Consider the following 11,362-nt stretch of genomic DNA (forward strand, 5'->3'; position numbering starts at 1 on the left):
CTGGACTGCCTGATCCGGCTACCGTCGCATCCTACGGCGCACGGGTCCGCGGACTCCCTGTGGGATGATCGACGGCACACCAAGTCGTACATACGTGCCCAACGTCGTGCACCCGAGGAGCGTTCCCATGAATCTCGCGGAGTCCGTCGCCGCGCTCATCCCCCGCGCCCGCACCGAGCTCGCCGAGTTCGTCGCGTTCCGGTCGGTCGCGGACGAGGCGCAGTTCCCCCGGAGCGAGTGCGAGGGCGCGGCCCGCTGGGCCGCCGAAGCGCTGCGCGCCGAGGGCTTCGAGGACGTCGCGCTCCTCGACACACCGGACGGCACGCAGTCGGTGTACGGATACCTGCCGGGCCCCGCGGGCGCCCCGACGGTCCTGCTCTACGCCCACTACGACGTGCAGCCTCCGCTGGACGAGTCGGCGTGGCTCTCCCCGCCCTTCGAGCTGACCGAGCGCGACGGCCGCTGGTACGGGCGTGGCGCCGCGGACTGCAAGGGCGGCCTGATCATGCACCTCACCGCGCTGCGCGCGCTCAAGGAGCACGGCGGCGTACCCGTCGGCGTGAAGGTGATCGTGGAGGGCTCGGAGGAGCAGGGCACCGGCGGTCTCGAGCGGTACGCCGAGGCACACCCGGAGCTGCTGGCCGCCGACGCCGTCGTCATCGGCGACTGCGGGAACTTCCGGGTCGGGCTGCCGACCGTCACCGCCTCCCTGCGCGGGATGACGATGCTGCGCATCCAGGTGGACACCCTGGAAGGCAATCTGCACTCCGGCCAGTTCGGCGGCGCGGCCCCGGACGCGCTCGCCGCGCTGATCCGCATCCTGGACTCGCTGCGCGCCGAGGACGGCTCCACCACGGTCGACGGGCTGGCCTCGGCGGCGAGCTGGCAGGGTCTGCAGTATCCGGAGGAGGAATTCCGCCGGGACGCCAAGGTCCTCGACGGGGTCGAACTGATCGGCTCCGGCACGGTCGCCGACCGGATCTGGGCCCGCCCGGCGGTGACCGTGATCGGCATCGACTGCCCCCCGGTGATCGGCGCCACGCCGTCCGTCCAGGCCACCGCGCGGGCCCAGGTGAGCCTGCGGGTGCCGCCGGGCACGGACGCCACCGAGGCGACCAAGCTGCTCTCCGCGCACCTGGAGCACGCCGCCCCGTGGGGCGCCCGGGTCCGGGTCGAGCAGGTCGGGCAGGGCCAGCCGTTCCAGGCGGACACCTCCAGCCCGGCGTACGCCGCGATGGGCGAGGCGATGCGTGAGGCGTACGACGGCGTGGAGATGGCCACCGCCGGGCAGGGCGGCTCCATCCCGCTGTGCAACACCCTGGCCGCGCTCTACCCGGAGGCGGAGATCCTGCTGATCGGGCTGAGCGAGCCGGAGGCGCAGATCCACGCGGTCAACGAGAGCGTCTCGCCGGAGGAGCTGGAGCGGCTCTCGCTGACCGAGGCCCTCTTCCTCCGCAAGTACGCGGCCGCCGCGCAGCAGGGCTGACCCCGGCCGGGACGGCCCGGGCGTCGGCGGCGTCCGCGCCCGGCCGCAGCCGGCACGGCGAGTCCCGGACGCCCGGGCGAGGCGGCAGGACCGGCCGGCGCAGGACCGGCCGGGGCGCCAGCGACGCCCACGCCCGGCCCCAGCCGGCCGAACGGCGGCGCCCCGGCCCGGCCCGCCGCCGTACCGGAGGCGGACCGGGTCAGGACCGGGCCGAGTCATGACCGAGCCAGGTCCGGCTGGATCATGGCCGGGGGCGCGTGGCGGCGCGTTCCGGCGGGCCGGGGTTGCACGCCGCCGCGGGACGGCACCGAACGGCGTGTGCCCCAGCCGGGCCGGGAGACGAGCGGTCAGCCGACCGGTTCGCCGGCTTCGAGGTTGATGGGGCGCCCCTGCGCGCGGGCCCGCAGCGCCCAGCTGAGTCTGCGCAGCCGGACCGGCGGCAGCAGCGCGGCCGCCTCCTCCTCGGTGACGAAACGCCAGCCGCGCAGCTCGTCGCTGGGCAGCAGCAGGTCCCGGGCGGCCTCGCCGGTGAGCCTGCCGCCGTCGAACAGGAAGCGCTGGCCGCCCAGGCCGGGCGGCCGGGGCGGCTCCCAGTCGACGACCAGCAGCCGCAGCGGGCCCTCCAGCCGCACCCCCAGCTCCTCTGCGACCTCGCGGATCCCGGCCCGGGTGGGCGGTTCGCCGGCCTCCACGATCCCGCCGGGGAACTCCCAGCCGGGCTTGTAGGTGGGGTCGACCAGCAGCACCCGGTCGTGTTCGTCGAAGAGCAGCACCCCGGCCGCGACGGTCTGCGCCGTGGGCTCGGGGGTCTGCACGATCGGGCAGGCACCCGCCCCCTGGCGCACCGCGTCGGCGATCCGCTCGGCGGTGCCGGCCGGGGTGAGGTGCGAGGTGTCGACCACGTGCGCGTCGGTGGTCAGCCAACGCAGCGCGGTCCGGTACGGGGCGAGGTGCCGGCGGCGCCAGTGGCGGACCGACTCACTCGCCTCCGGGTTCCCCGGCACCTCCTCGCTCTGGTCTATCCGCCGGCGAAGGATCGTTTCGTCGGAGTGCAGCAGGACATGCCGCACCGGTATGCGGCGGGCCGCGAAACCACCGAAGATCTCGTCCCGGTACTCCTGCCGCAGCAGCGTCATGGGCGTCACCAGCGGGCCGCCCGTCTCCGTGTGCAGCGCCGCGCCGGTCTCCACCACCAGCCGCCGCCAGGACGGCAGGTCCTGATAGTCCGTCACCTCCGCCAGACGCTTGCGCGGCAGCATCATGCGCAGCCCGTCGCCGACCAGTTCCGGGTCGTAGAGCGTGCTGCCGGGGAGCAGCTCGACCAGAATGCGAGCCGCTGTGGTCTTCCCCGCGCCGAACGCACCGTTCAGCCAGACGATCACGCTTCCCCCTCTTCCGTAGCGCCCTGAGAGTTGCCCGCATCACCCTGCCACGGAAACGCCCGGCGGCACGCCAGGACGGACAGCGCCGGACCGTCAGGGGATGTCCGGCGCGACGCCGCGAAGACCCGTCGGCCACCCTCTAGCGCACGTCGGCGAACCCCTCGATCCGGGCCTGCGACGCGGCCGCGGCCGCCGCTCCGATCAACCCGGCGTCGGTGCCCATGCGGGCGGGCACGACGGTGAGGTCCCGGACGAAGGAGAGGGTGGCGTAGTCGCCCAACGCCTGCCGCAGCGGGGCGAAGAGCACCTCTCCGGCGCCCGCCACCCCGCCGCCGACCACCGCCACCTCGATCTCGACCAGGCTCGCGGTCGCGGCGATCCCGGCCGCCAGCGCCCGCGCGGCCCGCTCGAAGGAGGCGCGGGCCACCGGGTCGCCCGCCTGGGCCGAGGCGGCGACGGCGGCCGCGGAGACGTCGCCGTCCGGGCCCGGGCGCCAGCCCCGCTCCAGGGCGCGGCGGGCGATGTGCGGGCCGCTGGCGATGCGTTCGACGCAGCCGCGCCCGCCGCACGGGCAGGGGTCGCCGTCCAGCTCCACGCTGATGTGGCCGATGTGCCCGGCGTTGCCGGTGGGCCCCGGGTGCAGCCTTCCGTCCAGCACCAGCCCGCCGCCGACGCCGGTGGACACCACCATGCACAGCGCGTCGGCGCGGCCGCGCGCCGCGCCCTGCCAGTGCTCGGCCGCCGCCATCGCCACGCCGTCCCCCACCAGGGTGACCGGGAGGTCTCCGGTGGTCTCGCGGACGCGGTCGACCAGCGGGAAGTCGCGCCAGCCGGGGATGTTGACCGGGCTGACGGTGCCCACGGAGGCGTCGACCGGGCCGGCGCTGCCGATGCCGACGGCCGCCACCCTCGTCCAGTACGGGGTGCCGGCCAGCTCCGCCAGCACCGCGGCGACCTCGCGCATCACCGTGGCGCCGTCCTCCCGCGCGGGGGTGGCGCGCCGGGCCCGTACGACGGGCTTTCCCTCACCGTCCACCAGGGCACCCGCGATCTTGGTGCCGCCGATGTCGAGCGCGGCGATGAGGTCACGTGGCATACGAGTCGACTCTCCTGGTAGGCGTGGGTCCGGTGGGTTCACCCGGACAGTCTCGCCGCCTCTGACAACGTTGTCCAGGGGCTATGCTCGTCACCCCTGTTCCTACCCCGGAATTGCCCGCCCGACCAGCGAGAGACAGGACCAGCGCACCGTGGCCGAGACCGCCGCCAGCACCACCCCTCGCCGGTACGGCACCCGCCCCACCATGAAGGACGTCGCCGCCCGCGCCGGGGTCGGCCTGAAGACGGTCTCCCGCGTGGTCAACGGCGAGCCCGGGGTCACCCCGGACACCGAGCGGCGCGTCCAGGAGGCGATCACCGCGCTCGGCTTCCGGCGCAACGACAGCGCCCGGATCCTCCGCAAGGGCCGCACCGCCAGCATCGGGCTGGTCCTGGAGGATCTCGCGGACCCCTTCTACGGGCCGCTCAGCCGCGCCGTGGAGGAGGTCGCCCGAGCGCACGGCGCGCTGCTGATCAACGGCTCCAGCGCGGAAGACCCGCAGCGGGAGCAGGAGTTGGCGCTGGCGCTGTGCGCGCGCCGGGTGGACGGCCTGGTCATCATCCCGGCCGGTGACGACCACCGCTATCTGGAGCCGGAGCTCGCGGCCGGGGTCGCCACCGTCTTCGTCGACCGTCCGGCGGCACGGATCGACGCCGACACGGTGCTCTCCGACAACCACGGCGGCTCCCGCACGGCCGTGGCCCATCTGATCGCCCATGGCCACCGCCGCATCGGCTTCATCGGCGACCAGCCGGGCATCCACACCGCGGCCGAGCGGCTGCGCGGCTACCGGGCCGCGATGGCCGAGGCGGGGCTGCCGGTCGACCCGTCCTGGGTCTCGCTCGGGCCGACCGACCCGGAGCGGGTGCGTGCCGCCGCGACCTCGATGCTCGACGCGCCCGGCCCGGTCACGGCGCTCTTCGCCGGGAACAACCGGGTCACCGTGACCGTGGTCCGGGTCCTCGCCGCCCGCCCCGGTGCCACCGCCCTGGTCGGCTTCGACGACTTCGAGCTGGCCGATCTGCTCTCCCCGGCCGTGACCGTGGTCGCCCAGGACGCGGCCCAACTCGGACGTACCGCGGCCGAGATGCTGTTCCGCAGGCTGGACGGCGGGGCGGCGGAGCCGCGCCGGGTGGAGCTGCCCACCCGGCTGATCCCCCGGGGCTCCGGCGAGATCCCGCCGCCGGACGCCGCCTGAGGCGACCGGGGGCAGGGCCCGGGGCCGCAGGCCGGTGCTCAGCCGGCCGAGCCGGCCGGGGCACGGCCGGAGAGCGCGTCGAGCCGGGCCCGGTCGAGGCCGGTGAGCCGCTCGACCTCGTCGGCGTCCACGGCGCCGCAGTCCAGGCCGCGCAGCAGATAGCCGCTGAGCGCCTTGGCGGTGGCGGGCTCGTCCATCACCGCGCCGCCCGCGCGGTTCACATACGCGGCCAGCCGCGCCGCGGCCTGCTCCAGGCCCTCCCGGTAGAAGGCGTAGACGGCGGCGTAGCGGGTCGGCAGGTGGCCGGGGTGCATGTCCCAGCCCTGGTAGTACGCGCGGGCGAGGGAGCGGCGGACCAGCCCGTGGTGGAGCCGCCAGGCGTCGTGCACCTGCCCGGTGGGGCCCACCGGCAGGACGTTGGTGGAGCCGTCGGAGAGCCGGACGCCCGTCCCTGCGGCGGCGACCTGCATCACGGCCTTGGCGTGGTCGGCGGCCGGGTGGTCCATGGACTGGTAGGCGGCGCTGACGCCGCAGGAGGCGCTGTAGTCGAAGGTGCCGTAGTGCAGGGAGGTGGCGCGGCCCTCGGCGGCGTCGATCATGCGGGCCACGGTGGCCCGCCCGTCCGGCCCGAGGATGGACTGGGTGGTCTCGATCTGGATCTCGAAGCCGATCCGGCCCGCCGCCAGACCGCGCGCCTTCTCGAACTCCTCGCACAGCCGGGCCATCGCGGTGACCTGCTCGGCGTAGGTCACCTTGGGCAGGGTGAGGACCAGGCCGGCCGGCAGTCCGCCCGCCTCCATCAGACCGGTGAGGAAGATGTCCAGGGTGCGGATGCCCCGGTCCCGGACGGCCGCCTCCATGCACTTCATCCGGATGCCCATGTACGGGGCGGCGTTCGCCGGGGTCCCCCGGTCGTATGCCTCGGCGACGAGCCGGGCGGCGCGCGCGGCGGCGGCGTCCTCCTCGGCGTCGGGGCGCGGGCCGTAGCCGTCCTCGAAGTCGATCCGCAGGTCCTCGATGGGCTCGCGCTCCAGCTTGGCCCGCACCCGGTCGTGGACGGGGCCGGCCAGCTCGTCGGGGAGCCCGAGCACGGCGGCGAGGGCGGCGGCGTCCGGGGCGTGCTCGTCCAGCGCGGCCAGCGCCCGGTCGCCCCAGTCGCGGATGGTGGAGGCGGTGAAGGCGTCGGCGGGCACGTAGACGGTGTGGACCGGTTGCCGGGTGCCGGGGTCGCCCGGGTAGCGGCGGGCGAGTTCGGCGTCCACGGCGGCGAGGGAGGCCGCGATGTCTTCGGTCACCGCGCCCGCGAGGCTCGTCGTCACCGTCTCCTGCTGCCCCATACCCACACCCTTCTTCTTTTCCGCTGGACGGAATCAACAATCCGTAGAGCGAAGCTATCCGGGCCGCAGTTCGCAGGTCAACACCCCTTGGGACACGCAAACGGCCCCCGCGCGCTCCAAGCGCTCGGGGGCCGTCCGGGGTGCCGGTGGGGGCTCAGCCCTTGCGGGCCTTGACCTCCTCGGTCAGCTGCGGCACGACGTCGAACAGGTCGCCGACCACGCCGTAGTCGACCAGGTCGAAGATCGGGGCCTCGGAGTCCTTGTTGATGGCCACGATGGTCTTCGAGGTCTGCATGCCGGCCCGGTGCTGGATCGCGCCGGAGATGCCCGCCGCGATGTACAGCTGCGGCGAGACCGACTTGCCGGTCTGACCGACCTGGCTGGTGTGCGGGTACCAGCCGGCGTCGACGGCGGCACGCGAGGCACCGACGGCCGCGCCGAGGGAGTCCGCGAGCGCCTCGATGACCGGGAAGTTCTCCGCGCCGTTGACGCCACGGCCACCGGAGACCACGATCGCGGCCTCGGTCAGCTCCGGGCGGCCGGTCGACTCACGCGGGGTGCGGGAGACGACCTTGGTGCCGGTGGCCAGCTCGCCGAAGGACACCGACAGCTGCTCGACGGCGCCGGCCGCCGGAGCGGCCTCGACGGCGGCCGAGTTGGGCTTGACGGTGATGACCGGCGTGCCGCCGGTGACCCGCGACTTGGTGGTGAACGAGGCGGCGAAGACCGACTGGGTCGCCACCGGGCCCTCGTCGCCGGCCTCCAGGTCGACGGCGTCGGTGATGATGCCGGAGCCGATGCGGACCGCGAGGCGGGCCGCGATCTCCTTGCCCTCGGCGGAGGACGGGAAGAGCACGGCGGCCGGGGAGACGGCCTCGTAGGCGGCCTGTACGGCGTCGACCTTCGGGACGACGAGGTACTCGGCGAACTCGGGGGCGTCGGCGGTGAGGACCTTGACGGCACCGTGCTCGGCGAGGACCGGGGCGGCGGTGTCGGCACCGGCGCCGAGGTGGACCGCGACCGGCTCGCCGATCCGGCGGGCCAGGGTCAGCAGCTCGAGGGTGGGCTTGCGGACGGCGCCGTCCACATGGTCGACGTAGACGAGGACTTCAGCCATGGTTCTGCTCTCCTGCGGGAAGAATGAGGGCGGTTGAGGATGCGGGGGCTCAGATGAACTTCTGGCCCGCGAGGAACTCAGCGAGCTGCTTGCCGCCCTCGCCCTCGTCCTTGACGATCGTGCCGGCCGTGCGGGCCGGGCGCTCCGCGGCTTCCTCGACCTTGGTCCAGGCGCCCTCGAGGCCGACCTCGTCCGCCTCGATCTCCAGCTCCTCCAGGTCCCAGGACTCCACCGGCTTCTTCTTGGCGGCCATGATGCCCTTGAAGGACGGGTAGCGGGCCTCGCCGGACTGGTCGGTCACCGAGACCACGGCCGGCAGCGACGCCTCGAGCTGCTCGCTGGCGGTGTCGCCGTCGCGGCGGCCGGTCACCTTGCCGTCCTCCACGGAGACCTCGGAGAGCAGGGTGGCCTGCGGGACGCCCAGACGCTCGGCGAGGAGCGCCGGGAGCACGCCCATGGTGCCGTCGGTGGAGGCCATGCCGCAGACGACCAGGTCGTAGCCGATCTTCTCGATGGCCTTGGCGAGGACCAGCGAGGTGCCCAGCGCGTCGGTGCCGTGCAGGTCGTCGTCCTCGACGTGGACGGCCTTGTCGGCGCCCATGGACAGCGCCTTGCGCAGCGCGTCCTTGGCGTCCTCCGGACCGACGGTCAGCACGGTGATCTCCGCGTCGTCCGCCTCGTCGGCGATCTGCAGTGCCTGCTCGACCGCGTACTCGTCGAGCTCCGAGAGCAGGCCGTCCACGTCGTCGCGGTCGACGGTCAGGTCCTCGGCGAAGTGCCGGTCGCCGGTGGCGTCGGGCACGTACTTCACACAGACAACGATCCTCAAGCTCACGCCGGCTCTCCTACTGCATCGTCTCTTTGAGCTGCCTTGTGTGGGCAGCATAGGCGCCTGGTGGGCCGGATCCCGGCCGGGGCGTCCCACTCACCGAACGAAATATTACTCGTCAGTACACCCAGGGCTTTCCCTGGAGGCAAGTGTCCTGAACTGTGACCTTCCCAACGGCGATCCGCAGGCACATCTCAGTCCCGGAGCGCGTTGAAGCGGCCCTGGTGGTAGAGGAGCGGACGGCCCGCGCCGGAGGCGTCGCCGGCCACCGGCTGCGCGATGACGACCCGGTGGTCGCCGGCCGGCACCCGGGCCACCACCTCACACACCAGCCAGGCCAGTACGCCGTCGAGCACCGGCACCCCGTGCGGGCCGGTGCTCCAGCTGGTGGGCGCGGCGAAGCGGTCGGCGCGGCTGCGCGCGAAGGTGGCGGCCAGCTCGCGCTGGTGCTCGCCGAGGATGTGCACGCCGACGTGCGCGGCGTCGGAGAGCACCGGCCAGCTGGAGGAGCCGGTCCCCACGCCGAAGGAGAGCAGCGGCGGTTCGGCGGCGACCGAGGTCAGGGAGGTGGCGGTGAACCCCACCGGCCGGGCGCCCGCCGCGGTGATCACCGCGACCCCCGCGGCGTGCCGGCGGAAGACGGAGCGGAGGAGCTCGGGGGCGGCGACGCCGGGCGTGCCGAGGGAGGGCGGGGCCGTCATGGACGTGTCCTTCTGCTGGGGGTGCGAGCCGTGGGCTGTGGGAGGGAGGCCGTTCACGGGCTCGGACAGCGCGCGCTCGCGGTCCGCAGCAGATCCACGTGCGCGCGTCCGTGGGAAGGAAGGGGAGCACGCCGCATAGCGTCAGATTGACGATTCGTGGTGCACAGCGTCAAGCCCGTCCGACGGGATGGGAGATCGATCACGGCCGGAGCCGGGGCCGGAGCTGGGGCCGGACGCCGGAGCCGGACGGTGGAGTCAGACGGCGGCGCCGAGGGCGGCGATCACGTCCGCCTTGCGCGGCTGCCCGGCCGCGCGGCGCACCACCCGACCCGCCGCGTCCAGGACGAGCACGGTGGGGGTGCGGGTGACGCGCAGCTCGCGGACCAGCTCCAGCCGGGCCTCGGCGTCGATCTCCACGTGCGCCACGCCGTCCACCATGGCGGCGACGTCTGCCAGGGTCCGGCGGGTGGCGCGGCACGGCTGGCAGAAGGCGGTGGAGAACTGCACCAAGGTGGCCCGCTCCCCCAGCTCCGCGCCCAGCCCGGCGGCGGTGAGCCGCGCGCCCCCGCCTCCGGGGAGCCCTGCTCCGCTCGTCACCCGGTCCTCCTGCCTGTGTGCCATCGGCGTCCTGCTCCGATGTAGCGTTCCCGGGGCCGGGAAGCATTCCCGAAAGCCGGCCCCCACGGGGCACGACGTGACGAGAATCTCCTGGCCAGGGGGGTCCACGTGGTAGCAGACCGGCCCGACATGGGGCACGATCTCCCGAAAGCCCCAACCTACGGCCGCGTAACTTCCACCGGGAGAGCCCTCCCCAGGAACTGATGAAGGGTCCCCCTATGGCTGAACTCGTCTACCCGCCGGTGATCGGTGTCGCCCGGACCATGTTCAAGGCGCTGGATCTGCGCTTCGACATCAAGGGCACCGAGAACATCCCGCGGCAGGGTGGGGCGGTTCTGGTCAGCAATCACATCGGTTATCTGGACTTCGTCTTCTGCGGCCTGACCGCGCGTCCCGCCAAGCGGCTGGTGCGCTTCATGGCGAAGGAGTCGGTGTTCCGGCACCGGGTGTCGGGGCCGCTGATGCGGGCGATGAAGCACATCCCCGTGGACCGGGCGGCCGGCATGGAGGCGTACCGGCACGCGCTCAAGGCGCTGCGCTCGGGGGAGATCGTCGGCGTCTTCCCGGAGGCGACCATCTCGCAGTCCTTCACGCTGAAGGGCTTCAAGTCCGGGGCCGCCCGGCTGGCCCAGGAGTCGGGCGTGCCGCTGCTGCCGGTGGCACTGTGGGGCACTCAGCGGCTGTGGACCAAGGGCCACAAGCGGGACATGGGACGCAACCACTTCCCGATCACCGTGCGGGTGGGCGAGCCGGTGGAGGCCGACCCGGCCGAGCACCCGGACAAGATCACCGACCGGCTGCGGAACCGGGTGCAGGAGCTGCTGGAGGCCGCGCAGCGTGCGTATCCGGTGCACCCCAAGGGCCCGGAGGACACCTGGTGGGTGCCGGCGCACCTGGGAGGCACCGCTCCGACGCCGGAGGAGGCGGCCGCGCTGGAGCGCCGTCGCTGAACCCGGCGGCTTTACGGAAGCGCGGTGGGCAGGATCCGCCACAGGTGCGGCCGGTCCACCGCGGTCCGCAGCGCACCGAGCACGGCCGGCGGCGGGGTGGCGTAGAGCGCCGGATAGTCCGTCTCCCCGCACTCCGGGCGCACCGCCCAGGCCAACTGCTCGCTGTCCAGACGGAACCGTGCGTGCGCCCCGGGTATGCCGCCACGCGGGTCCTGCCGCACCCAGGTGGGGCAGCCCGGCAGCCGGAGCGCGATGAGCCCGTGGACCGCCGGATTGCCGCCGTCGTCGTCTGCCAGCCGCTGGTAGCACAGCCCGGCGGGTATGCCCGCAGCACGCAGCAGAGCGGTCAGCGCGTGGGCCTTGGCATAGCAGATGCCGGTGCGATGGGCGAGGACGTCGGAGGCGCGCCAGGTGACGCGCGGATCCCCGGTGTCGTGGGAGTGCGGAATGGTGTCGCGGACGAACTCGAAGGCGGCACGGGCGTATGACGCGTCGTCGGGCGCGGCGGTGCGCAGCCGGGCGGTGGTCTCGCGCACCAGCGGATGCCCGTGGTCGATGACCTCGTCGGCGGCGAGGTAGGCCGGATCAGCGGCCTCAGGGATCAGCTGCATGACGAAAGCATAGGTATGCGCCCGACCGAGTGTCCAT

At 73.8% G+C, this 11,362-nt stretch carries 11 protein-coding genes; 3 read left to right on the plus strand and 8 right to left on the minus strand.

Annotated features, from left to right (window positions below):
• Positions 1–127: 127 nt before the first annotated feature.
• Positions 128–1,486 (plus strand): dipeptidase, encoded by a 1,359-nt coding sequence (locus tag AC4BDD_RS03555; protein WP_490689494.1) that lies wholly within the window; start codon positions 128–130, stop codon positions 1,484–1,486.
• Positions 1,487–1,833: 347 nt separating this feature from the next.
• Here the strand turns inward: AC4BDD_RS03555 and AC4BDD_RS03560 are convergent, their stop codons facing one another.
• Both AC4BDD_RS03560 and AC4BDD_RS03565 read right to left on the minus strand, forming a co-directional pair.
• Positions 1,834–2,868, minus strand: coding sequence for an NUDIX hydrolase (locus AC4BDD_RS03560; RefSeq protein WP_490689495.1), 1,035 nt, complete (start codon positions 2,866–2,868; stop codon positions 1,834–1,836).
• A 139-nt stretch (positions 2,869–3,007) separates the two neighbouring features.
• A complete protein-coding gene (locus tag AC4BDD_RS03565; RefSeq protein WP_490689496.1) occupies positions 3,008–3,964 on the minus strand; it encodes an ROK family protein in 957 nt (318 codons plus the stop codon).
• Between the two features lie 151 nt (positions 3,965–4,115).
• Between AC4BDD_RS03565 and AC4BDD_RS03570 the strand changes: the two genes are divergently transcribed.
• Positions 4,116–5,162, plus strand: a complete 1,047-nt coding sequence (locus AC4BDD_RS03570) for a LacI family DNA-binding transcriptional regulator (protein WP_490689497.1) — start codon at positions 4,116–4,118, stop codon at positions 5,160–5,162.
• A 38-nt stretch (positions 5,163–5,200) separates the two neighbouring features.
• Here AC4BDD_RS03570 and AC4BDD_RS03575 read toward each other — a convergent pair whose 3' ends face one another.
• The 5 genes from AC4BDD_RS03575 to AC4BDD_RS03595 all read right to left on the minus strand — a co-directional run bounded on the left by AC4BDD_RS03575 (position 5,201) and on the right by AC4BDD_RS03595 (position 9,743).
• Entirely contained in the window at positions 5,201–6,499 is a 1,299-nt protein-coding gene (locus AC4BDD_RS03575; protein WP_490689498.1) for a DUF6986 family protein, read from the minus strand.
• A 154-nt stretch (positions 6,500–6,653) separates the two neighbouring features.
• Positions 6,654–7,616 (minus strand): electron transfer flavoprotein subunit alpha/FixB family protein, encoded by a 963-nt coding sequence (locus AC4BDD_RS03580; protein WP_490689499.1) that lies wholly within the window; start codon positions 7,614–7,616, stop codon positions 6,654–6,656.
• A 49-nt stretch (positions 7,617–7,665) separates the two neighbouring features.
• Positions 7,666–8,451 (minus strand): electron transfer flavoprotein subunit beta/FixA family protein, encoded by a 786-nt coding sequence (locus AC4BDD_RS03585; RefSeq protein ID WP_490689500.1) that lies wholly within the window; start codon positions 8,449–8,451, stop codon positions 7,666–7,668.
• Between the two features lie 188 nt (positions 8,452–8,639).
• Entirely contained in the window at positions 8,640–9,146 is a 507-nt protein-coding gene (locus AC4BDD_RS03590) for a flavin reductase family protein (RefSeq protein WP_490689501.1), read from the minus strand.
• Positions 9,147–9,401: 255 nt separating this feature from the next.
• A complete protein-coding gene (locus tag AC4BDD_RS03595; protein WP_490689502.1) occupies positions 9,402–9,743 on the minus strand; it encodes a TlpA family protein disulfide reductase in 342 nt (113 codons plus the stop codon).
• 239 nt (positions 9,744–9,982) lie between these two features.
• On the opposite strand from AC4BDD_RS03595, the gene AC4BDD_RS03600 reads away from it, so the two are divergent.
• The gene (locus AC4BDD_RS03600) at positions 9,983–10,714 is read left to right on the plus strand and encodes a lysophospholipid acyltransferase family protein (protein ID WP_490689503.1); all 732 of its coding nucleotides are present in this window, start codon (positions 9,983–9,985) and stop codon (positions 10,712–10,714) included.
• A gap of 11 nt (positions 10,715–10,725) precedes the next feature.
• Here AC4BDD_RS03600 and AC4BDD_RS03605 read toward each other — a convergent pair whose 3' ends face one another.
• Complete coding sequence (locus tag AC4BDD_RS03605; protein WP_490689504.1) at positions 10,726–11,325, minus strand: transglutaminase-like domain-containing protein; 600 nt, start codon at positions 11,323–11,325, stop codon at positions 10,726–10,728.
• Between the last annotated feature and the right edge of the window lie 37 nt (positions 11,326–11,362).

This window comes from Streptomyces sp. JLBT605 (assembly GCF_058215555.1).